This is a genomic window from Streptomyces tanashiensis (assembly GCF_014648895.1).
GTDB lineage: Bacteria > Actinomycetota > Actinomycetes > Streptomycetales > Streptomycetaceae > Streptomyces > Streptomyces tanashiensis.
This window is the reverse complement of sequence record NZ_BMRZ01000008.1, coordinates 241271-263520: the sequence shown is the minus strand read 5'-3', so window position 1 is coordinate 263520 and position 22250 is coordinate 241271. Positions and strand designations below refer to the sequence as shown.

Here is a 22250-nt window from a genome sequence, read left to right as displayed (position 1 = left end):
GGGCGCCCCCGCGTCAGGGGTGCAGCACGATGTCCGCGTACGACTCCAGACGCCGCCAGCGCTCCTCCGGCTCGCGGAACGGCGGCAGCACGTCCACGTCCGGCAGCGGCCCGAACTCCAGCTCGGTGATCTCCGCGACGTCCGAGACGGGCACCTGGTACGTGCGGAACGGGCCCAGCGGCGGCGGCGCACCGACCGTCGCCCCCGCCAGGGCACGCTCCGCGTCCCGGCTCAGGTCGGGGCTCTGGTCCAGGACGTACGCGGCGGCGGCGAGCGCCCCGTCCTGGACGAACGCGGCCACCTTCCAGAACCGCAGCGGCACCTGCACCCCCCGGTACGGCGGATCGGAGTCCTGGAGCACCGGGCCGGTGAGCACCGTCAGCTTCCGGTCGTACGCGGCGGCGTGGTCGAGCAGGTAGTTCTCCAGCCCCTGCCAGAGCTCCTTGCCCTGGTTGAAGACGTCCGCCTGGGGCGCCGCGTTGGTGAAGTGGAAGGTGTCCGTGTTGGCCAGGGCCGCCGTCGCCCGGTCACCCCAGACCGGATCGAGCCGGCGGACCAGGTGACCCCGGTCCAGGCTGTTGTTCCGGTAGATCTCGTCGCCGGCCTGCCGCTCCTCCGGCAGCCGGGGGTCGTACTCCCAGACGTCCTCCCGCCCCGTGTCCAGCAGGAGCTCCCGCCCCTCGATGCAGACCGCCGTCGACGCCGCGAGCCGCCGGTCGGGCCGGAAGACCACGGTGAAGTGGGTGTACGGCAGGATCACGGTCTCGACCGACTCCCGGACCGGGAGCGCCAGCGGGACGACGGGACCGAGGAAGGTCTCGTCGTAGCCGGTGCGACCGGCGAGGGCGGCACGGCGCTCGTCGGCGGACGGCCGGCCGGGAGAGGGCGGCGACTCGGAAGCGTTCATACGATGTAGGTACCGCGTGGAGAAGGCCGCGCTCGGTGCCGGACCGCAGGCCACTCGATCAGAGGAGGCATCCCATGGCCACCGGACTCTCACTGCACGTCGGACTGAACGAGGTCGACGCCGCCCGGTACGAGGGCTGGCCCGGCACCCTGATCGCCTGCGAGAACGACGCCCACGACATGGCGCGGCTCGCCCGGACCGCCGGGTTCGAGGTCATCACCCTGCTCACCGCGGAGGGCACGGCCGCCAACGTCACCTCCGTGCTCCACGAGGCCGCCGACCGGCTCGTCCCCGGCGACATCCTGCTCTTCACCTACTCGGGCCACGGCGGCCAGGTCCCCGACCTCGACGGCCCCGACGACGAGCCCGACCGCCTCGACGAGACCCTCGTCCTCTACGACCGCCAGTTCCTCGACGACGAGGTCCAGCACGCCTTCCGCGCCTTCGTCGAGGGCGTACGGATCGTCGCCTTCCTCGACTGCTGCCACAGCGGCAGCGCCATCGAGATCTCCGGCGGCGCGCCGGAGGACGGCACCGGCCGTTTCATGCCGGAGCCGCGACAGCGTCAGCTCTACGACCGCGACCGCAGCTGGTTCGAGGAGCTCCGGTCGACCCTGGCGAAGGACGCCCCCGCCGACGGCACGGCTCCCGACGCCCTGCTCGTCTCGGCCTGCCAGGACGATCAGGTCGCCGCCGACGGCCCCGTCAACGGCGCGTTCACCGGGGCCCTGCTCCAGGTGTGGGACGAGGGTGCCTTCCGGGGCGGCTACCGTGCCTTCCACCGGGACATCCAGGGCCTGCTGCCCCCGACCCAGAGCCCGAACCTCTACGTGACCGGCACCCCGGCCCCGGACTTCCTGGACCAGCGCCCCTTCACGATCTGAGGCCGGCGCTCCGGGAGAACCGCTCGCCCCGGGAAAACACAAAGGCAAGGAGGGAAGACCTCTCCTTGCCACTCTCAAGATATAGCGCACGGGGGGCCTTGCGGCAAGGCCCCGGTCATGGCGCAGAATCTCCGTTCGAAGCAAGGAACTGCGGAAAACGGGGCGCAACGATGTTTGATGTGATTGTGGTAGGCGGCGGACCGACCGGCCTGATGCTGGCGAGCGAACTGCGCCTGCACGACGTGCGGGTGGTCGTCCTCGAGAAGCTGGCCGAGCCGACCGGGGAGTCCCGCGGGCAGGGCCTGCACGCGCGCAGCGTCGAGATGATGGACCAGCGCGGCCTCCTGGAGCGGTTCGCCGCGATCAGCGAGAGGTTCCAGGTCGGCGGCCTCTTCGGCGGCGTGATGAAGGCATGGCCCGAGCGGCTCGACACGGCCCACCCGTACGGCCTCGCCACGCCGCAGCCGGACACCGAGCGGCTCCTCGGCGAGCGCGCCCGGGAACTCGGCGCGGAGATCCGGTGCGGCACCGAGGTGGTCGGACTGACCCAGGACGAGGACGGCGTGACCGTCGAACTCGCGGACGGCACCGCACTGCGCGCCCGCTACGTCGCCGCCTGCGACGGCGGCCGCAGCACCGTGCGCAAGCTGCTCGGCGTCGCCTTCCCCGGTGAGCCCGCGACGGTCGAGACGCTCCTCGGCGTCATGGAGGTGACGGCGGACGCGGAGTCGATCGCCGCCACCGTCGCCGAGGTCCACAAGACCCAGCTGCGCTTCGGCCTCGCCCCGCTCGGGAACGGTACCTGGCGCGTCGTCGCGCCCGCCGACGGCATCGCCGAGGACCGTGCCACCCCGGCCACCCTCGACGACTTCAAGAAGCAGCTGCGGGCCTTCGCCGGCACCGACTTCGGCGTGCACTCGCCGCGCTGGCTCTCCCGCTTCGGCGACGCCACCCGGCAGGCCGAGCGCTACCGCGTCGGCCGGGTGTTCCTGGCCGGCGACGCGGCGCACATCCATCCGCCCACCGGTGGCCAGGGCCTCAACCTCGGCATCCAGGACGCCTTCAACCTCGGCTGGAAGCTGGCCGCGGCGGTCGACGGCTGGGCGCCGGAGGGACTGCTCGACACGTACGAGGCCGAACGGCACCCCGTGGGCGCCCGCGTGGTGCAGAACACCCGCGCCCAGATGATGCTCCTCGGCGCCGAGGCCGGGCCGACCGCGCTGCGGGAGCTGTTCTCGAAGCTGATGGACTTCGAGGAGGTCAACCGGTACATCACCGGCATGATCACCGCGGTCGACGTCCGCTACGACCTCGGCGAGGGCCATGAACTCCTCGGCCGGCGGCTGCGCGACGTGACCCTGAAGCGGGGGCGGCTCTACGAGCTGACGCACGACGGCCGGGGACTGCTGCTCGACCAGACCGGCCGGCTCTCGGCCGCGGGCTGGGCGGACCGCGTCGACCATGTCGTCGACGTCAGCGAGGAACTCGACGCCCCCGCCGTGCTGTTGCGACCGGACGGCCACGTCGTCTGGGCCGGCGAGGACCAGGCGGAGCTCGACGGCCGCCTCGCGGAGTGGTTCGGCACCGCGAAGGGCTGAGCCCCGCGGCGGTGACCCCACGGGCGGGGTCCGGGAGACCGGACCCCGCCCGTCCGGCGCTCCGGCAGGGGCCTGCCGTGTCCGGAGGGGCGGGGTGGTGGTGGTCCGCCGCGGCCCGGCCGCCGGGCCGGTCGTGCGGGTGCCGGGCCGCAGGGGGCGGGTGCGTCGTACGTCGTGAACCTACGGGCGCAGCGCCGTCGCCAGCTGGGCGCGGGAGCGGACGTCGAGCTTCTGGTAGATGCGGGTGAGCCGCGCCTCCACCGTCTTCACGCTCAGGTACAGCTTCGCCGCCGCCTCCTGGTTGCTCGCCCCCTGGCCCACCAGCCGGGCCAGGCGCAGCTCCGCCTCCGTCAGCGAGGAGAGCGCCGGAACCGACTCCTCGCCGCCGGCGCCGGGGCCCGCGGTCTCGCCCGCCGGCGTCTCGCTCGCCAGGGCCAGCCACGGAGCCGCCCCGGCCCGCTCGAACACCGAGGCCGCCTCGTGCAGGGCGCTCTGCGCCGCCGACCGGCGCCGGCGGCGCCGCTCGACCCGGGCCAGCGAGATCAGCGCCCGCCCACGCTCCAGCGGCAGACCGGCCCGGCCGAAGCTGTCGGCCGTGCGGGTCAGCAGCTCGGACGCCTCGTCCGTCCGCCCCTCCGCCGCCAGGCACAGGGCGTACGCCCGGTCGCAGCCGAGCAGGACCGTGGACCGGCCGAGCCGCTCCGCCACCGGCCGCACCTCCGCGAGGAGCGCCAGGGCCTCGTCGCCCGCGTCCTGGGCGAGCAGCGCCTCGGCCAGCTCCTCGTGCCAGCGCAGCATCGAGGGGTCCACCGTCGACTGGGCGCGCTCGTCGGCCTGGACCCGCCGCAGGGTCTCCAGGGCGGCGGCGACGTCACCGTTGATCAGCTGGACGCGGCCGAGCGCGTACCGGCTGCGCGAGAGGAAGACCCGGTCGCCCTCCTCCTCCGAGGCCTGGACGCTGCGGCGGGCATAGCTCGCGGCGCGCGCGAAGCTGCCGCCCGCGGTCTCCGCCAGCGCCAGCGTGTACCAGGCGGGGCCGGGGGAGAGGCCCGCCTCCAGGGTGAGCGCGAGGGACTGGCCCGCGTGCGCGAGGGCCGCCGCGCAGGCGCCCCTGCGGGACTCGATCGCGGCCAGCGTGGAGAACAGCTCGATGGTGTCCTCCACCGAACCGCGCCGCTGGACCAGCGGCAGCAGCGCGTTCAGCTCGTCCCGCGCGTCGTCGAGACGGTCGTCGAACAGGGCGTGGCGGATCGTCAGGATCTGGGCGGCGTTGCGGATCCCCAGCGGGCGCTCCGCCCGCTCCAGGGCACGCGCCTGGCCGAGCACGGTCTCGGCGTCCGGCGAGCCGAGGGCCCGCTCCATCCGCGCCTGCACGGTCAGGGCCTGCGCCGCGAGCCGGGGATCGCCCATCGAGGCGGCCAGCGCCGCCGATTCGACCGCCGCCGTCCGCGAGCGCTCCGGATCGCCGTCCGCGAGCACGTACTTGACGGCGAGGCGCAGTTGCACGGCGGCCCGCAGGGCGGTGTCGCCCTCGGAGTCCTCCATGGCGTGGACGTACATCTCGTCGAGCCCGGTGAGCCCCTGGCCCGCCGTGTCGAGCACGGCGAGCCGGGCCCTGACCCGGTCGGACGGCACCGCGTCCCGGGCGAGCAGATCGGTGGCGGCCCGCATCGCGAGGTCGGCTCGGGCGGCGCGGGCGGCCTCCTCGGCGGCGTCGACGAGCCGCGCGATCCGCCGCGTCCCGTGCCGGCCGGGGGTCGACTCGGCCGCGAGCAGGGCCAGTTCGGCGGCGAGCGCGCTGTTCCCGCGCCGCCGGGCCAGGTCGGCGGCGGCCGCGACCTCGGCGGCCAGCTCCTCGTCCGGCCGCTCGGTGGCCAGCGCCCGGTGCCGCACCGCCTCGACGGGATCGTCCACGACCTCCGCCAGTGCCGCGTGCCCGGCGCTCCGCTCGGCCCAGCACGCGTCGTGCACCAGGGTGGAGGGCAGCAGCCCGGCGGTGAAGGTCACCGAGCCGTCCTCGGAGAGCGACACCAGGTCGGCCCGCTCGGCCGCGGCGAGGTCCGCCTCCGCGGTGGGCCGCCCGGCGCGGCGCACCAGCGTGGCCGAGGGGCGCAGCGCGAGCGCGGCGAGCAGCAGCGTCTCGCGCACGGCGGGGGGCGCGGCGCCCAGGAGCTGGCGGGCGAGGTCGCGGGCGCGCCCGGAGAGCGTCAGGGCCTCCGCGTGGTGCACCGGGGTCCGCGCGTCGGCGAGCGAGCGGCCCACGGCGAGCGCGAGCCGGGGATTGCCGCCGCTCGCGCGGTGGATGCGGCCGGCCATCCGGGAGGGCAGCCGGTGGTGGATGAGGAGTTCGGCGATCTCGTCGGCGTGCAGCGGCGGGACGCGCAGCACGTCCGCCTCCGAGGGGACCCAGAGGTGCGCGGCGTGCGGGTCCTCGGCACGGTGGCCCTCGCGGTACGGCTCGTGGGTCTCGGCGTACGGCTCGGGGGTCTCCACCGCCACCACGCGCAGCGCGGGCGGGGCCAGATGGAGGGCGAACCGGAGCAGGTCCGCGCTGTCCGCGTCGACGTGCTGGACGCCGTCGACGACGAGCAGCACGGGGCCCCGGCAGGTCAGGGCGCGCAGGATCTTGGCGATGCCCAGGCGCAGCGCGATCGGGTCCCAGCCGCCGGCGTCGATCGGCGCCTCGCGGCAGAGCATGGCGACGGCGGTGCGCTGGGGGCCCGGCAGTTGGTCGAAGACCCCGGAGGCGAGCACCCCCGAGTCGAGCACCCCGGAGCCGAGCACGCCGGACGCGGGTCCGCCGGCGAGGGACGGCCCGGACGCGGGCGTCGCGGCCGGGGAGGGCTCCGGGACGGGGCGGCCGGTGCCGAGGCCCGGCCAGGTCACGGTCGCCGCCACCGAGGCCACGAGCGCGGCGGCGGCCGCCCCGGGTATCTCGCGGTCGGACGGCAGGGTGGCGAGCCACAGCACGGTCTCGCCGCGGGCCTCGGCGCGGGTCGCCTCGGCGAGGGCGACCTCGGTCTTGCCGACGCCGGCGGGGCCGGTGAGCAGGGCGCGGCCCCGGGTGTGGAGGGCGCGTTCGAGCCGGGTGAGGAGTTCGTGCCGGCCCACCGGCGCAGGGCTCTGTGGAGCTGTCGTCACTGTCCACCACCTCCGGCCCCTCGGGGCCCGGCCCATGAACCCCGTGCGCAGAGAATACGGAGCTCACGGGCACAGTCCAGGCCCCGTGTCCGGCATACGGACAGGGGCGTCGTGGGTGCGTGCTCCCACAACGCCAGGACGCGCCAGTGGTGTAGACCACGGGCGCGTCGCTGACCAGCAATGATGCTGATGTGGGGGGTGGTTCAGAGGTGGTGCGGTGGTGCGTCAGAAGGTGAGGCTCCACGAGTCGATGTAGCCGGTGTCACCCGAGGCGACATCGCGGACCTGGAGCTTCCAGGTGCCGTTGGCGACCTCGTTGGACGCGTCGACCGTGTACGTGGTGATGACGTTGTCGGCGCTGTCCGAGGAGGACGAGGCCTTCAGGTTGCGCACCGTGCCGTCGGGGGCGACCAGGTCGACGACCAGGTCCCCGCGCCAGGTGTGCTTGATGTCCACGCCGACCTTGAGGGCGGCGGGGGCGTTGCCCGCGCGGCCGGTGACGGCGATCGAGGACGACACGGTGGTGTTGTCCGGGATCTGCACGTCCGTCGCGTTGGTGAAGACGGTGCCGGTCGGCGGGGTGGTGTTGAGGACCGCGTCCACGGACTTCGCGGAGTCGGCGATGCCGGTGCCGCAGCCGCCGGTGCAGGTGCCGGGCAGCGGGCGGGCGTTGGTCTTGATCGCGGACTCGATCTCGGCCGGGGTGAGGGTGCTCTTGGCCGACTTCAGGAGCGCGGCCAGGCCGGCGATGTGCGGCGCGGCCATCGAGGTGCCCTGGTAGGGCTTGTACGTCTCGGCCGACTGGGTCGTCGCGCCCGAGTTCAGCGTGGAGTAGATGCCGTTCTCGGGGGTGGTGACGGTACCGGGCGTGTCCGTCGAGCGACGGGTCTCGCCGCCGGGCGCGGCCACGTCCACGATGGTGCCGTAGTTGGAGTAGTACGACCGGTTGCCCTCGCGGCTGGTCGACGCCACGGTGATGACGTTGGAGCAGTTCGCGGGGGTGAAGCCGGAGGCGTTGGCGTTGCTGTTGCCCGCGGCGACGACGACGGTGGTACCGCGCGAGACGGCGCCGTTGATCGCGGTCTGGTAGACGCTCGGGCAGGTGGAGCTGGCGCCGCCCAGGCTCAGGTTGATGACCTTCGCCGGGTTCGCGTTGGCCGGGACGCCGGGCACGGTGCCGCCGGAGGCCCAGGTGATGGCGTCGGCGATGTCGGCGGACGAGCCGCCGCACTTGCCGAGCACGCGCACGGGCTGGATCTTCGCGTTGTACGCGATGCCCGCGATGCCCTTGGTGTTGTTCGTGGTCGCGGCGATGGTGCCGGCCACGTGGGTGCCGTGCCAGGAGGAGTTGGAGGCCTTGGAACCGGTGCCGCACTCGTTGTCGGTGGCGTTCCAGTCGCCCTCGTCCTTCGGGTCCGCGTCGCGGCCGTTGCCGTCGCGGGCGTCGGCGGAGGTCGAGATGAAGTCGTAGCCCGAGACGATGTTGCTCGCCAGGTCCGTGTGGGCCGCGTAGCCGGTGTCGATGACGGCGACGGTGACGCCGGAGCCGGTCGTCTTGTCCCAGGCCGCGGGAACGTTCATGCCGCCGGTGGACTCGAAGAGGTCCCACTGCTTGGCGTAGTCGGTGTCGTTCGGGGTGACCGCCATCGCGTAGGCGCGGATGTCGGGCTCGACCGAGGCGACGGCCGGGTCGGCGCGGAACGCGTCGATGACCTCGGTCACGTCCTGCTTGGTCGCCTGGCCGCCCAGGTTCACGAGGGCGCCACCGCCGGCGAGGCGGCGCTCGAAGGAGAGCTTCTCGCCCGTCTTCGCGGCCTTCTCGGCCGTGTCGCTCTTCGCGGCGGTGTTGGAACCGGCCTCGGCGGTCCGGGTCTTGTAGGTGACGATCACCTTCTCGACGGGGGCGTTGGGAAGCGCCCGCATCGTCTGCGAAGCCGGAGCCGGCTTCGGTGTGGCAGCGACCGGGGCGGCGGCGAACGCCCCGGAGGTCATGGCAGCGGCACCGAGGATCGCGGCGCTCGCGACCACGGATATGACTCTCCGCCTGGAACCGTTCAAGGTGTGGCCCTTTCGAGTACGACGTAACTGCGGAGCAGTGGCGGCGGCGCGGGACGGGCGGGGCGAAGTGGGGTCGCTTCCGTCGTTCCCTGGGCTTGGGGGGCCCGTGCGCCGCCACCGGCGCGACGGCCCGGGTCAAGGCCGTCACCGGCGGACAGCACCCTCCGCATGCACCTGTCAGGGTGCGCTCGGGGGATGATATCTGCCGGTGCGGAGGACAGTAGGGAACGGGGGGGTGAACCCGATACGGGGAAAACCCTTGTCACCCCTCACCGGGCGGTGGGGGTCCGGGGAGGGGGAGCGTACGAGGGGCCCTTCTCCCGCGTTCCGCCCCCGACTTGGCAGGGCTGCGGGCGCGTCAGCGGCGCGGGTGCGGCGGGGCCTCGGGTCGCGGTTCCGGCCGGAGCGGCCGGGTCGCGCGGAGCGGGCGAAGCGGCTGGATTCGGATGAGAGGGATGAGGGCGTGATGAGTTGGGATGAACCGGGGTAGATAGGGCTAGACCCGGGTGGATCTGGGTGGATCTGGGTTGATCTGGGCGAAGTGGCGTGGGCGGGTTGCTCAGCCCAGTTCGAGCGTGGTGACCCCGAAGACACGCTCCCGGGCCACCGGGCGGACCGGGCCCGTGTACATCCGGGCCGTCTCGAACGTCGGCTCCAGGCCCCGCTCCTCGGCCAGCGCGGCCGCGGCCGGATTCGCCTCCGGCATGTCGACCGCGATCCGGGCCGCGCCGAACTCCCGCGCCTCGGCGGCGAGCCCGTCGAGCAGGGCCGCCGCGTCCGCCGGGGTGTCCGCGAAGAGCGGCCCCACGCGGGCCTCGTCCTCCGCGGGACGAACCAGCCCGTACCCGGTCAGACGTCCGTCGACGACACGGGCCAGCGCCCGATGGCCGGGAGTGGTCAGCCAGGCGTCCAGGAACCGGGGCCGGTCGGCGTGGTGGCAGGCGCCGTCGTACGCGGCGAGGGCGGCCCGGTCGACCTTCCCGGCGGCCACCACACCGGCCACCGGGCGGTCGGGGGCAGGGACCTCGCCCACGTACCGCGCGGTGCGGTACGCGGTGGCGAAGTTGGAGCGGCGGTAGTTGTCCTGCTGCGCCGGCACCCCGTCGAGCCCGACGGCCCGGCCGCCCGCGTGGGCGAGGGCGGCGCGCCAGGTGGCGAGGCCGTGTCCGAGGCCGCGGAAAGCGGGGCGGACGAGGTAGAAGCCGAGGAAGGCGTAGGAGTCGTCGTACGTGACGACCGAGATGGCGGAGACCGGCTCCCCATCGACCCGGCCGAGGAAGAAGCCGGCGGGGTCCTGGGCGAAGAACGCCGGTACGTCGGAGAGCCCGGGGTTCCACCCCTCCTCGGCGGCCCAGGACCGGACGAGCGCCCACTCCTGCGGGGTGGCGGACGAGACGGACAGCGAACCGGAGGAGACGGAGGTCATGCGGTGTCCTTCGACGGCCGGGAGGCGGGCGGACGCCGGGGCGGGAACCCGGGCGAAGCGCGCCGAGCATAACGCCGCGCGCGGCCCCGCCGACGCACCGGCGATCGTTTCCGGCCGGGGCGGTGCCCGCCTCCCTGGGTGGGGCCCGCCCCGCCCCCGTGTGGGCAATCGTCCCGCTCGAGCAGGGGGGACCCCCATCGCCCTGGGGGCACCTCCCGGACGAAGTCTGGGGGAGGAACGCATGCCCACAACGAGGGCGGGCGGCGCGGCTCAGTGGACCAGTCGCAGGCGGGACGCCGAGGCGGTGAGGCGGACCGTCTGGCCCCAGGTCAGTTCGAGGGCGTCCGACTCGACTCCGTCGCCGAAGGCGACCAGGCGGTCCGACTCGACGGTGAGCCGCAGGCCCCGGCCCGCGTCCAGGAGGCCCTCGACGCGGGTGGTGCCGGTCGTCGGTGACGGCCAGGCCTCGCGGACGAACCAGGCGAGCCGCGCGTCCGTCGGCGCCGGCAGGGCGAGCGGGCTGGAGCGCTGCTCCCACAGGGAGCGGAGCCAGCCCGTGGCGCCGGTGCCGGTGCCGACCAGGACGCCCGAGGAGGCCTGGGGCTCGGGCGGGGCGTCCGTGGCGTCGAGCCCGAGCGTGTAGCGGGCGGTCTGGTGTCCCGGCGGGCCGACGTAGATCTCGTTCAGCGCGAGGAGCCGCTGCGCGTCGTCGGTGACGGCCTCGACCATCGTCAGCTCGTCGACCGCCGCCCCGGTGCCCGCCGCGTACGGCAGCAGCCGCCGTGCCCGGTCCGGGCGGTGCCGGACCAGGACGCCCGGATTGCGCCCGGGGTCGGCGTCGATGCCGATGACGGGCTGCCCCGTCAGGTACTTCGCCGCGTTGGCGACAAGACCGTCCTGCCCGACCACCACCACGACGTCCTCGGGCCCGAACAGGAACCTGTCCAGGTCGGCCCGCTCGACCCGCGTCTGGCGCCACGTCAGCGGAACCGCGCCCGCCACCTCGGCGAGCGCCCGCCGCGTGCGCTCGTGCCGCTCGCGCACCGCGTCGACCGAGCGGCCGCGCGCGGAGAGGAAGAACGCGGCCTGCCCGTGCGTGCCGTGCCGGGCGAGCAGCTCCTCGTACTCCGTGGTCCGGTGCACGAGCACCGCGCGCGGCGCGAGGCTCACGGCCGTGCCCCGCCCTCGCCGCCCAGCCTGGCGAGCAGTCCGGTCAGGACGTCCGGGGAGAGCGTGAGGTGCTCGATGCGCGGCAGGTTCTCCGCCGCCCGGGTCACGGCCAGGGCGTGCAGGGTCGCCGGGTCGGCCTCCGCGTGCGCCCGCAGCCACGCGGACTGCGCTTCGGCGCGCGCCTCGCCGACCTCCCGCGCCGCCTCCGCCTCGGCCCGGGCAAGCCGGACCTTCCGTACGGCCTCGGCCTCGGCCCGTACCGCGTCGGCGGCCGCGTTCTCCTCGGCCTCGCGGCGCGCGTTGGTGCCGCGCTGCTCGACCAGGCGCTCCTCCTGGCGGGCGAGCTCGATCTTGCTGGCGAGCTCGTTCTCGGCGATGGCGCGTTCCCGCTCGACGGCGACCGCGCGCCGCTCGTACGTGGCCCGGTCGGCCTCCTGCTGGATCTGCTCGCGGGCGGGGGTGCGCAGGGCGCGCTCGACCTCCGGCTCGGGGCGGATCGCGACCACCCGGACCGCGACGACCTCGATGCCGGTGTCCGGAAGGCGCGGCTCGCCGGCGAGTCCGGCGGCGATGCGGTCCCGTACCGCCGCCACGCCGTCGACGAGCGCGGCGGCGAGCGTGGTGCGGGCGAGGACGTCGAGCGCGTGCTGCTGGGCGGTCTCGGTGAGGAGGGTGGCGAGCTGCTCCAGCGGGGCGCCGCGCCAGGCCCCCGTGTCGGGGTCGATGGAGAAGTCCAGCCGGGTGGCCGCCGCGCCGGGGTCGCCGATCCGGTACGTGACGGTGGACTGCACGCTCACGTCCTGGAAGTCGGCGGTGCGCGCGTGGAAGGCCATCGCGAGCTCGCGGTCGTTCACCGGCACCTCGGAGAGGGCGGCGCTGAGCGGACGGAACCAGAAGCTCAGCCCCTCGCCGTCGTGGACGAGCCGGCCGCGGCGCTGGTGGCGGATGTGGGCGGTGGGCGCGGAGCGCAGATGGCGCCAGCCGGCCCGCCGGGTGATGTCAGCCATGGAACCCCCTTGTCGTCATATTGACGATAGGGGGCATGGTCGGTTTTCGTCAAGGTGACGCATTCGGGAGGGCGGCGCCGTCCCCGTGCACCTTCGGCCTCCGACGCGAGGTGCCGCGCCGTTCGCGTGCGCCTTGGCTTCTGATGCGAGGTGCCGCGCTGCCCGCGTGCTCCTTCGGCCTCCGGTTCAGCCGCCGACCGGCGCGGGGGTCGGCTCGGTCTCCGGCGCGGTGAGGTCGGGGATGCGGGGGATCGGCATCGGCCGTGCCTCCGCCTGGATCGCCGTCGCCGTCGCCGCAGGGGCCGGAACCGCCGGGGCCGGGGCCGCCGTCGGGGCCGGTACCGCCACCGCCACCACCGTCGGTTCCGGCGTGCCGCCCTTCGTCAGCAGGACCACGCCCCGCGCCGCGACCAGCGACGCGCCCGCCGCGACCAGCCAGCCCCAGGCGCCCGCCCGGAAGGTCTCGCCGAGCAGGGCCACGCCGATCACGGCGGCGGCCGCCGGGTTGGAGAGGTTGACGACGGCCAGCGGCGCCGCGAGCCCGCCCCGGTACGCGGCCTGGGACAGCAGCAGGCCGCCGGAGGCGAAGCCGGATATCAGCACCGCGAGCAGCGCGGTCTGCCACCAGGTCGGCTCGGTGCCGGGCAGGTCGAGCGCGAGCGCGGCCGTCAGTGTCTGGGTGAGCGCCGAGGCGACGCCCGAGGCGATCCCGGACGCCGTGGCGTGCCCGAGGCCGCGCGCGGCCGGGCCGCCGTTCCCGCGCCGCTCCCGCCCCTGCAGCCGCCCGGAGGCCAGCGCGGCGATCAGGAGCGCGGTCGCCGCGGCGACGACCAGGGACTCGCGCAGGCTGAGGGCCTCGCCGGGGGCGGTGGGTCCGGTCACGGCGACGAGCCCGACGAGCCCGCCCAGGGTCCAGAGGGCTCCGCGCCATTCGGTACGGGTCACCCGGCGGCGCGCGCAGTAGGCGCCCAGCGGCAGCGCCGCCACCAGCGTCAGCGCGCCGAGCGGCTGGACCAGCGTCAGCGGCCCGTAGTGCAGGGCGGCCACATGGGCGAGGGCGCCGGCGGCGTTGAGGCCGACCGCCCACCACCACTGCCCGCGCGCGAGCAGCGCGCGCAGGGCCCCGCGCCCGTCGGGGGCGGCGGGGGAGGCGGCGGCGAGCCGGGACTGGGCGACGGCGGCGAGCGCGTACCCGGCGGCGGAGACGAGGGAGAGGAGGACCGCGAGCGCGGTGCCTGCGGCGGGGTTCATCGAAGGGCTCCGACCGGGAGGGGCGCCGCACCGAGCGTGCGGGGGACGGGTGGGGGTGCGGTCCGGTGGCCGGGGGCGCGGACGGCGAGCAGTGCGAGGCCGAGGAGGACGGCGGCGGCGAGCGCGTCGAACCAGTAATGGTTGGCGGTGCCGACGATGACGAGCAGGGTGAGCAGCGGGTGCAGCAGCCAGAGCACCCGCCAGCGGGAGCGCGTGGCGGCGATCAGGCCGATCGCGACCATCAGGGCCCAGCCGAAGTGCAGCGACGGCATGGCCGCGAACTGGTTCGCCATCGAGTCCGTCTCCGGCGTCGCTCCGTAGACGGAGGGGCCGTAGACGCGGGCCGTGTCGACGAGTCCGGAGGCGGCGAGCATCCGGGGCGGGGCGAGCGGCATCAGCAGGTGCAGCGCGAGCGCGGCGCCGGTGAGGAGTGCGAGGACCCGGCGCGACCACAGGTAGTGCGCGGGGCGGCGCCAGTACAGCCAGACGAGGAAGGCGATGGTGGCCGGAAAGTGCACGGCCGCGTAGTACGTGTTGGCCGCCCTGATCAGCGGTTCGCCGTGTAGGAGCAGCTGCTGGACCGTTCCCTCGCCCGGCAGGTGGATCGCGCGCTCGGCGTCCCAGACGCGGTCGGCGTTCCGGAAGGCGCGGGTCTCGTGGCCGTTGGCGAAGAGCCGGCCGAACTTGTAGACGAGGAAGAGCGCGGTGACGAGCAGGAACTCCCGCAGGAGCGGCGGTCGGGCGGGCGCGGACCAGGAGTCGCGGGGTGCCGGCTCGGGTTCGGAGGAGGCTTCGGCGTCCTCGGCGTCCTCGGCCCCGTCGAGCCCGGCGGGGCCGGGGGTAGGAGGCATCCCCGGTCCTGCAGGACGTGTTCCTCGTATCCCGCGTATCCCGACAGCCATCGCGCGGCCCTCTAATCCGTCAAATCGCCAACAAACGGAGTGAGCCTAGATCCGATTTCATCGAGACGCAAGCGTCTCGATACGTTTGCGTCTCGATTGTGCACCCCCTACTCTCGTATGTGCAGAGACAGAGGTGTCCGGGAGGGATCGATGTCCACTCAGGCCGCGACCGCCGCAGCCCGTCGCAGCAAGATCACGCCGGAGCGCGAGACGGAGCTCTACGACGCCGTCCTCTGCCTCCTCCGCGAGGGCGGCTACGACTCGGTGACCATGGAGGGCGTCGCCGCCCGCACCAAGTGCGGCAAGGCCACGCTCTACCGGCAGTGGGGCACCAAACCCCAGCTCGTGACCGCGGCCCTGGCCCAGCGCCGCTGCACCGTCTTCACCGGCATCGACACCGGCACCCTCGCCGGTGACCTGCGCGAGGCGGCCCGGATCGCCGCCTCCCACCGCGAGCGGGACGCCGAGCTCATGGAGGCCGTCGCCCAGGCCTACATGCAGCACCCCGACCTGCGCGCCGCCCTCCGCGAGACCGTCATCGCCCCCGAGGTCGCGGCCATCGACGCCGTCATGGCCCGCGCGGTCGAGCGGGGCGAGGTCGCGGCCGACAACCCGGCGATCGGCTTCGTCGCCCCCTGCTTCATGGGCATGCTCCGCATCGAGCGGCTCTTCGAGGAGCGCTTCGCGGACGCCTCGACCATGCGGACCTTCGTCGACGCCGTCCTCCTCCCGGCCCTGCGCGTCGAGGGCTGAGCCCCGGCCGGCGGGCGTCGGTCGAGAGCTGAGCCCCGGCCGGTGCGCGCTGGTCGAGGCCTGAGCCCCGGCCGGCGCGAGCGCCGCGGCCCGAGCCCCGGCCCCGGGCCCGTACGTCGCAAGGCGGAAGCCAGCGTGTCGGGGAGGGCGAACCCCGGCCCCCGCCGCGCGTCGATCGGGGTGAACCCCGTTGCGTCGCGCACCCTGGAGCCATGGCCGCAAGCAACCCCGCCGTCCGCGTCCGCCGCGTCTACGAGGAGCCGTCACCCGACGACGGGGTGCGCGTCCTCGTCGACCGGCTCTGGCCGCGCGGCCTCAAGAAGACGGACGCGCACATCGACGAGTGGCCCAAGGCGCTCACCCCGTCCACCGAACTCCGCCGCTGGTACCACGGCACCGAGGGCGAGTACGAGGAGTTCAGCCGCCGCTACGAGGCCGAGCTCGACGCCCCCGAGGCCGCCGCGGCCCTCGACCGGCTCAGGGACCTCGCCGCCCGGGGGACCGTCACCCTCCTGACGGCCGCGAAGGATCCGTCCGTGAGCCACACCTCCGTACTGCGGCGCTCACTGGAGGCGACCCGGGCGTAGCCGGGGCGCCTCCGCGGCGGCGTCCGGAACGGCCCCGCCCGCGCCCCCACCCTCCGTGCGATCGGCCAACTCGCGCGCCCACGACACGAGTCCGCCGACATCGATCCCGTGGGTGTCGGGGGCCGGGCTCCCGCCGGCCAGGCGGTCGGCGCCCCGGCGCAGCAGCCTGGCCCCGCCCGTCACGTTGCCGCGGGCCGCGTGCGTCAGACCCACGGCGAGCTGGGCGAGCCCCTGCCAGAGGTCCCGCTCCGACTCCGGACCGGACTTCCAGGCGTCCTCGAAGACCTCGTGCGCGTGGAAGGGCATTCCGGCGTCGAGCAGCCGCTGCGCCTCGCGCACGGTCTCCTCGGGCCCGCGGACGACCCCCTCGGGCTGCCGGGGCACTCCCTCCGCCCCGTAGGGCAGCGGGCGGCCGAGCCCGTCGCGCGGCCGGGCGCTGCGGGCGCGCCCGGCCTCGTCGCGATCCCTCCCGTCGCCGCCCCCGCGGCCGCCGTCGGCCCCGCCGCGAACGCCTTCGTGGTCACCCGTTGTCCGGTTCACCCGCCCATTGTCGCCCGTCGGACGATCACGACCGCTAGGCTCGTCGGTCCGGCGCTGTTCCGGTCCGCGCGGGTGGTGCCGGACGCGTCATGCCAACAGTTCGTGTGGGGAGTGAGTCACCGGTGCCGACGGATCCCGAACAGTCGCCGCCCGCAACGCCGTTCGTGCCGGGCGCCTCCGACGAGCGGGCCGGCCTGCTCGAACGCGACCCGGAGCTCGCCGCGGCCGCCCACGCCGTCGACGAACTCGTCGCCGGAGCAGCCGCGGGCGGCCCGGGACGCGGCGGGATACTCGTCTACCGGGGCGAGCCGGGCATCGGCAAGACGGCGCTCCTCGCCGAGATACATCGCACCGCCCGGGACCGCTGCACCGTCCTCACCGCCCGGGGCGGCGAAACCCTCACCTCCGTCCCCTTCCACCTCACCCGTCAGCTGCTCCAGCCCGCCCTGGACGGCTTCCGCGCCGACGAGGTCCGGGAGCTCTTCGGCGACCACTTCGACCTGCTCGCCCCGGCGCTGGGCATCGCCCCGCCGTCCTCGGACGTGCCCGCCGACCCGCAGGGCGTGCTGCTCGGCCTCGCCCGGCTCCTGGACCGCCTCGCGGAACGGCTGCGGGACCGGCCTCCGGTGCTGCTCGTGGACGACGTCCACTGGGCCGACGCCGAATCCCTGTCCTGGCTCGACACCTTCACCCGGACCCGGCGCGACCGCCGGCTGCCCGTCCTCGTCGTGCTCGCCCACCGCCCCTTCGTACGGGAGCCGAAGGGCCCCGGCGCGCCCGCGACGCTCGCCGCGCTCGCGGACCGCGCCGTCCTCACCCTCGGCCTGCACGCCCTCACCTCCGGGGCCACCGCGGCACTCGCCCGGGACGCCCTCGGCGGGCACGCGGACGAGCCGTTCTGCCGCGAGCTGTGGACGGTGACCTCCGGCAACCCGTACGAGACCGTCGAACTGCTCGCCAACGCCCGCGACCGCATGCTCGAACCCGTCGCCGGCTCCGCGGGCCTCCTCCGCGACCTCGGCGCCGGGGCGCGCGGCGGCGGGCTCGTCGCCCGCCTGGAGGAGCTCGGCAGCGGCCCGACCCGCCTCGCCTGGGCGACCGCCGTCCTCGGCACCGACAGCACGCCCGAGCTCCTCGTGGCCCTCACCGGCATGAGCGCGAAGCAGGTCGCCGAGGACACCGAACTCCTCCGGGCCGCCAGGATCGTGACGGCGCCGACGACCGGACGGAACGGACTCGCCCTCGTGCCCGTCCCGCCGCTGGAGTTCGCGCACCCGCTCATCGCGACCGCCGTGTACGGCTCGGTGCCCCCGGGCGTACGGACCGCGCTGCACGGACGCGCGGCCTGGGCGCTCACCCAGGCGGGTCACGGACCGGCCGCCGTCTCCCGGCACCTCCTCGAAGTGCACCCCGACGACGACCAGGACGTCGTGAGCCGGCTGCGGGCCGCCGCCGTCGAACACCTCGCCGTCGGCGCCCCCGACGCGGCCTGGAGCGGGCCCTCGTCGAACCGCCCGGCCCCGACACGTACGCCAGGGTCCTGTACGAGCTCGGCTGCGCGTCGCTGCTCACCGCGCCCGCCGCCACCGTCCGTCATCTGCGCTCCGCACTCGACCTGCCCGGCCTCGACGACGAGCTGCGCATCGACGCGACCTACCGGCTCGTCCAGGCACTCGCCCACAACAACGAGCTCCAGGAGGCCGCGCGGGCCGCCGCCGTCGAGTACGCCCGGACGCCACCCGGCACCGGCCGACGACGGCTGCAGGCCGCGCACTTCATCTACGAGGGGTTCCAGGCGTCCGAGGAGGACGGCCCCGGCCGCTCCCGCCGCCTCGCCGAGCTCACCGCCGGCCTCACCGGAGCCGACAACTCCGAGCGGGCCCTCATCACCGTCCGCAGCTTCGACGCGACGATGCGCGGGGAACCCGCCGCCGAGGTCGTACGGCTCTGCGACCTCTCCCTCGTCGACGGCGCACCCGCCCGGGGCCTCGGCTGGACCGACCCCGTCTGGGGCTTCGAGATCCCGGCCTTCACCGGCATCGCGTACGCCTTCGCCGACCGCCCCGACCGGGCCGAGGCGCTCTTCACCGAAGCGGTCCGCGCCTTCGAGATCTCCGGCTGGAGCGGCGCCCACCTCGCCTTCGGCCGCACCCTCCTGGGCCTCGTCCACCGGCGCCGCGGCGACCTGCCCCGCGCCCAGCACCACCTGGAGGAGGGCCTCCGGCTGGCCGACCGCGTCGGCGACGGCCTGCCCGTCCACTGGGACACCGCCTGCCTCCTCATCGACACGCTCGTCGCCCGGGGCCGTACCGCCGAGGCCCGGGCCGTCGCCGACCGGTACGCCTTCGGCCCGCCCTGGCCCGGCGCGATCGTGCTGCCGGACGGCCCCAGCGTCCTCGGCCGGCTGCTGCTCGCCGAAGGCCGCGTCGAAGAGGCCGTCTCCACCCTGGAGGGCGCGGCCGAGGCCCTGACCGTCCGGGGCCGCCACCACATCGTGTGGGCCCCCTGGCCTCTGGACCTCGCCCGCGCCCTCGCGCCCACCGACCCGGACCGCGCGGCCCGGATCGCCCGCGAGGCCCTCACGCACGCGGAACGCCTCGGCACGCACACCGCCCTCGGCGAAGCCCTCCGCTGCCTGGCCCTGTTCGAAGAACCGACCGAGTCCCGCCGTCTCCTGGAGCGGGCCGTCGAGCACCTCGCGGCGTCGCCGTCCCGCTACGAGGAAGCCCGCGCCCGCCTCGACCTCGCCCGCGCCACCGGCTCCGCCACGACCCTCGCCGAAGCCACCGCCCTGGCCGCCACCTGCGGCGCCGACCTCCTCGCCTCGGACGCGGTGACAGCCCGTGCGTCATCCCACCGTCCGGAGTGAGGTAATGTTTTCCCTGCACGGCGACGCGGGAGAAACCCCGCGGAGACGCGCATCGGGACGTGGCGCAGCTTGGTAGCGCACTTGACTGGGGGTCAAGGGGTCGCAGGTTCAAATCCTGTCGTCCCGACTCGAAAGAGTCGCAGGGCAGAGGTCGTTTCAGAGCAATCTGAAACGACCTCTGACTCGTTGTTGGGGACCAGTTGGGGACCAGCGCTTGGCTGCGTACGACTCCACAAGAGACTGGTGCACTCGACCGGTCTGAGCGCACCTTGACCCGGTCGGGAAGAACGGCTGCAACTCCGGCAACGCACTCGGGCAGCACGCCGCCCCGATCGTCTGTCCGACGGGCGCGTCCTGAGGGCGACGGCGGTCAGCAGGACGACTGCGGTCTAGGAGAGGGCACTGTCAGTGGCGGGCAGGACCTGTTCGGCCCAGATGACCTTGCCTTCCTGCGTGTACCGGGTGCCCCAGTGCTCGCTGAGCTGGGCCACCAGGAACAGCCCGCGGCCTCCCTCGTCCGTGGTGGCGGCATACCGCAGATGCGGGGCGGTACTGCTGCCGTCCCACACCTCGCAGGTCAGGGTGCGATCGCGCAACAGGCGAACGCGAACGGGCGGGGCGGCGTACCGTATGGCGTTGGTGATGAGCTCGCTGAGGATCAGTTCTGTCGTGAAGGCGAGTTCCTGCAGGCCCCACTCCTCCAGTCGCTCGGCCACGAGGCCGCGCATGGCGCCGACCTCGCTCGGGTCGAACGGTACATCCCACTCTGCGACCCGGCCGGGGCCCAGAGTCCGTGTCCGGGCGATGAGCAGGGCGATGTCGTCGGCCGGACGGCCGGGGAGCAGGGCGTCGAGTACGGCGCGGCGGCTGGCTTTCGGGTCTCGGCCGGGGTGGCTCAGCGCCGTGCGCAGCTTTTCCACGCCCACTGAAATGTCCCGGCTCCGCTCCTCGACCAGCCCGTCGGTGTACAGGACGAGCTGACTGCCTTCCGCCAGGTGCAGTTCCATGGTCTCGAACGGCATGCCTCCCAGCCCCAGCGGGGGGCCGGCCGGCAGTTCCGAGATCGTTGTCGTGCCGTCCGGGGCGACCACAAGCGGTGGCATGTGTCCTGCCCGCGCCATGGTGCAGTTCTGGGAGACCGGGTCGTAGACGGCGTACAGGCAGGTCGCGCCCAGGACACCGGCGTCCGAGGGCGCGCTGTCGCCTTCCTGGTCCATGCGCTGGACGAGGTTGTCGAGACGGGCGAGGAGTTCGTCGGGCGGCAGATCCAAGGAGGAGAAGTTGTGCACGGCCGTGCGCAGCCGCCCCATGGTGGCCGCGGCGTGCAGGCCGTGCCCGACGACGTCTCCGACGACGAGCCCGACGCGGCTGCCCGACAGCGGGATCACGTCGAACCAGTCCCCGCCCACTCCGGACTGGGCGGGCTGGTAGAAGTGCGCGACGTCCACCGCGCTCTGCTCGGGCAGATCCTGCGGCAGCAGGCTGCGCTGGAGCGTCACCGCGAGATTGTGTTCGCGGGTGTAGCGGCGGGCGTTGTCCATGGTGACCGCGGCGCGGCCGACAAGCTCCTCGGCCAGGGACAGGTCGTCCTCGTCGAACGGTTCCGGCTTCTGCGACCGCCAGAAGTTGACGATCCCGAGCACGACACCTCTGGCCTTCAGCGGAGCCGCGATGAGCGAGTGGATGCCGTAGTCGACGATCCGGGACGTCCGCGGCGGGTCCTGGGCGTGCCAGCCCGGCGCATCATGGAGATCGGGTACGAGTTCGGCCGTGCCCGTACCGTAGCCACGGGCCTGCGGTGTGGACGGAAGGAAGTCGATCAGCGCGCCGAGCGGGTACAGCGGGTGATCGGATCGGATGCCGCTGACCGCCGTGCGCCGCATGTCGGCGCCCGGGCCGGGCTCGTCGCCCTTCAGTACCGGGTCGGCCAGGTCGACCGTGACGAAGTCCGCGAACTGGGGAACGGCGACGTCGGCCAGTTCCTTCGCGGTGCGGACCACGTCGAGGGTGGTGCCGATGTCACCCCCGGCGTCGTACAGCAGCTTGAGCCGCTTGCGGGCCGTCTCCGCCCGGCTGCTCAGGAGCTGCATCTCGGTGGAGTCGCGGATGGTGACAGCCGAGCCATGCGGGCGCGTGGGCCGCTGATTGACCACGAGCAGCCGGTCCCCTGCCTCCAGCACCTCGTCGGTGGCCACCCGGCCGGACAGCAGCAGTTCCGCCATTCGGCGATCCATGCCGACCTCGTCGACGGGGCGTCCTTCGGCGTCGTCCGACAGGCCGAGCAGCCGTCCGGCCTCGTCGTTCGCCAGGAGTAGTCGTCCTTCGCCGTCCGTGATCAGCACCCCTTCGCGGACGGAGTGGAGCACCGCGTCGTGGTGCTCGTACATGCGGGTCATCTCCTGCGTGCCGAGCCCGTGGGTCTGGCGGCGCAGTCTTCGGCTGATCAGCGCCGTGCCGACGGTGGCCAGAGCCAGACCGATGGCGATGGCCAGGAGGATGACCGGAAGCTGACGGTCGGCGATGCCGGTCACGCTCGCCACCGTCAGACCTGCCGAGACCAGGGCGACCACCTCACCCTCGGGCGAGGTGACCGGGACGATCGCCTGGATCTCCTTGCCGAGCGGCCCCTCCACACTCTCGGTGTACACCTCGCCGGCGAGTGAGGGCTCGATCGTGCCGACGAACCGCTCGCCGATGCGGTCGGGCTGGGGGTGGCTGTAGCGGATGCCGTTCGTGTCCATCACCACGATGAAGTCCACGCCCGCGTCCTTGCGTGTCTCCTCGGCGAGGGGCTGCAGGATCGCGGACGGGTCCGGCGAACTCAGCGCGTCCTGCAGGCCCAGCGAGTGCGCGAAGGTCTGAGCCACGGAAACCGACCGGTTGCGCGCTTCACGGTCGATGTCGTACCGCGACTGCAGCAGCAGAGCCAGGAGGGCCCCGGCGGCGAGCAGCACCACGATCGCCACCTGAAGGACGAAGACCTGTCCGGCGACGCTTCCGAATCTTCTGCCTAGGTTCGACCGCACCGGTACGCCGGGCACGAGAGACGAGACGGGCTCACAACCCCAGTTGTAGCACCTCCCCGCGGCCAGGGCTCCTGGCGTTCACGGTACGCATCCGGGCCACGACACAAGGTTCCCACCGCTGTGGGGCAGGG

The 22250-nt window shown here is 74.2% G+C and carries 14 protein-coding genes, 1 tRNA gene and 1 pseudogene; 6 read left to right on the top strand and 10 right to left on the bottom strand.

Annotation, left to right across the window (positions count from 1 at the left end; all coding sequences use genetic code 11):
* Window positions 1–13 precede the first annotated feature (13 nt).
* Window positions 14–907: a DNA/RNA non-specific endonuclease gene (locus IE237_RS24355; RefSeq protein WP_189804226.1), complete on the bottom strand. Its 894-nt coding sequence runs from the start codon at window positions 905–907 to the stop codon at window positions 14–16.
* Window positions 908–981: 74 nt separating this feature from the next.
* Here IE237_RS24355 and IE237_RS24350 point away from each other — a divergent pair, with 74 nt between their 5' ends.
* Complete coding sequence (locus tag IE237_RS24350) at window positions 982–1791, top strand: caspase family protein (protein ID WP_189804225.1); 810 nt, start codon at window positions 982–984, stop codon at window positions 1789–1791.
* A gap of 170 nt (window positions 1792–1961) precedes the next feature.
* Window positions 1962–3389 (top strand): rifampin monooxygenase, encoded by a 1428-nt coding sequence (gene rox / locus IE237_RS24345; RefSeq protein WP_189804224.1) that lies wholly within the window; start codon window positions 1962–1964, stop codon window positions 3387–3389.
* Window positions 3390–3569: 180 nt separating this feature from the next.
* On the opposite strand, the gene IE237_RS24340 is transcribed toward rox, so the two are convergent.
* The 7 genes from IE237_RS24340 to IE237_RS24310 all read right to left on the bottom strand — a co-directional run bounded on the left by IE237_RS24340 (window position 3570) and on the right by IE237_RS24310 (window position 14293).
* Entirely contained in the window at window positions 3570–6566 is a 2997-nt protein-coding gene (locus IE237_RS24340; protein WP_229842860.1) for a helix-turn-helix transcriptional regulator, read from the bottom strand.
* 189 nt (window positions 6567–6755) lie between these two features.
* The gene (locus IE237_RS24335; RefSeq protein ID WP_189804222.1) at window positions 6756–8558 is read right to left on the bottom strand and encodes a S8 family serine peptidase; all 1803 of its coding nucleotides are present in this window, start codon (window positions 8556–8558) and stop codon (window positions 6756–6758) included.
* A gap of 589 nt (window positions 8559–9147) precedes the next feature.
* Entirely contained in the window at window positions 9148–10014 is an 867-nt protein-coding gene (locus IE237_RS24330; protein ID WP_189804221.1) for a GNAT family N-acetyltransferase, read from the bottom strand.
* A 270-nt stretch (window positions 10015–10284) separates the two neighbouring features.
* A complete protein-coding gene (locus tag IE237_RS24325) occupies window positions 10285–11184 on the bottom strand; it encodes an NAD(+)/NADH kinase (RefSeq protein WP_189804220.1) in 900 nt (299 codons plus the stop codon).
* The gene (locus IE237_RS24320) at window positions 11181–12191 is read right to left on the bottom strand and encodes an SPFH domain-containing protein (protein ID WP_189804219.1); all 1011 of its coding nucleotides are present in this window, start codon (window positions 12189–12191) and stop codon (window positions 11181–11183) included. Before IE237_RS24320 ends, IE237_RS24325 begins: the two co-directional genes overlap by 4 nt.
* 186 nt (window positions 12192–12377) lie before the next feature.
* Complete coding sequence (locus IE237_RS24315; RefSeq protein ID WP_189804218.1) at window positions 12378–13442, bottom strand: DMT family transporter; 1065 nt, start codon at window positions 13440–13442, stop codon at window positions 12378–12380.
* Window positions 13439–14293, bottom strand: a complete 855-nt coding sequence (locus tag IE237_RS24310; protein WP_189804217.1) for a phosphatase PAP2 family protein — start codon at window positions 14291–14293, stop codon at window positions 13439–13441. Before IE237_RS24310 ends, IE237_RS24315 begins: the two co-directional genes overlap by 4 nt.
* Before the next feature lie 201 nt (window positions 14294–14494).
* Between IE237_RS24310 and IE237_RS24305 the strand changes: the two genes are divergently transcribed.
* Both IE237_RS24305 and IE237_RS24300 read left to right on the top strand, forming a co-directional pair.
* Window positions 14495–15097 carry a TetR/AcrR family transcriptional regulator gene (locus IE237_RS24305; RefSeq protein WP_189804216.1) on the top strand — a complete coding sequence of 201 codons (603 nt, stop codon included), beginning with the start codon at window positions 14495–14497 and terminating at the stop codon, window positions 15095–15097.
* 212 nt (window positions 15098–15309) lie between these two features.
* Window positions 15310–15684, top strand: coding sequence for a DUF488 domain-containing protein (locus IE237_RS24300; RefSeq protein WP_189804215.1), 375 nt, complete (start codon window positions 15310–15312; stop codon window positions 15682–15684).
* Here IE237_RS24300 and IE237_RS24295 read toward each other — a convergent pair.
* The gene (locus tag IE237_RS24295; RefSeq protein ID WP_189804214.1) at window positions 15661–16224 is read right to left on the bottom strand and encodes a DUF309 domain-containing protein; all 564 of its coding nucleotides are present in this window, start codon (window positions 16222–16224) and stop codon (window positions 15661–15663) included. The two genes, IE237_RS24300 and IE237_RS24295, sit on opposite strands and share 24 nt — an antisense overlap.
* 89 nt (window positions 16225–16313) lie before the next feature.
* On the opposite strand from IE237_RS24295, the pseudogene IE237_RS24290 reads away from it, so the two are divergent.
* Window positions 16314–19093 (top strand): annotated as a pseudogene (locus tag IE237_RS24290) (AAA family ATPase).
* Window positions 19094–19146: 53 nt separating this feature from the next.
* Window positions 19147–19220: transfer RNA gene (locus IE237_RS24285), tRNA-Pro, on the top strand.
* Between the two features lie 262 nt (window positions 19221–19482).
* Here IE237_RS24285 and IE237_RS24280 read toward each other — a convergent pair.
* Window positions 19483–22059, bottom strand: a complete 2577-nt coding sequence (locus tag IE237_RS24280) for a SpoIIE family protein phosphatase (RefSeq protein WP_189804213.1) — start codon at window positions 22057–22059, stop codon at window positions 19483–19485.
* Window positions 22060–22250: the final 191 nt, after the last annotated feature.

Bases quoted from the DNA above. Each gene is read 5' to 3' on its own strand.
- IE237_RS24305 (WP_189804216.1), top strand. From the start codon at position 14,495: ATGTCCACTCAGGCCGCGACCGCCGCAGCCCGTCGCAGCAAGATCACG.
- rox (WP_189804224.1), top strand. From the start codon at position 1,962: ATGTTTGATGTGATTGTGGTAGGCGGCGGACCGACCGGCCTGATGCTG.
- IE237_RS24320 (WP_189804219.1), bottom strand. From the start codon at position 12,191: ATGGCTGACATCACCCGGCGGGCCGGCTGGCGCCATCTGCGCTCCGCG.
- IE237_RS24340 (WP_229842860.1), bottom strand. From the start codon at position 6,566: ATGGGCCGGGCCCCGAGGGGCCGGAGGTGGTGGACAGTGACGACAGCT.
- IE237_RS24310 (WP_189804217.1), bottom strand. From the start codon at position 14,293: ATGCCTCCTACCCCCGGCCCCGCCGGGCTCGACGGGGCCGAGGACGCC.
- IE237_RS24300 (WP_189804215.1), top strand. From the start codon at position 15,310: ATGGCCGCAAGCAACCCCGCCGTCCGCGTCCGCCGCGTCTACGAGGAG.
- IE237_RS24330 (WP_189804221.1), bottom strand. From the start codon at position 10,014: ATGACCTCCGTCTCCTCCGGTTCGCTGTCCGTCTCGTCCGCCACCCCG.
- IE237_RS24350 (WP_189804225.1), top strand. From the start codon at position 982: ATGGCCACCGGACTCTCACTGCACGTCGGACTGAACGAGGTCGACGCC.
- IE237_RS24355 (WP_189804226.1), bottom strand. From the start codon at position 907: ATGAACGCTTCCGAGTCGCCGCCCTCTCCCGGCCGGCCGTCCGCCGAC.
- IE237_RS24315 (WP_189804218.1), bottom strand. From the start codon at position 13,442: ATGAACCCCGCCGCAGGCACCGCGCTCGCGGTCCTCCTCTCCCTCGTC.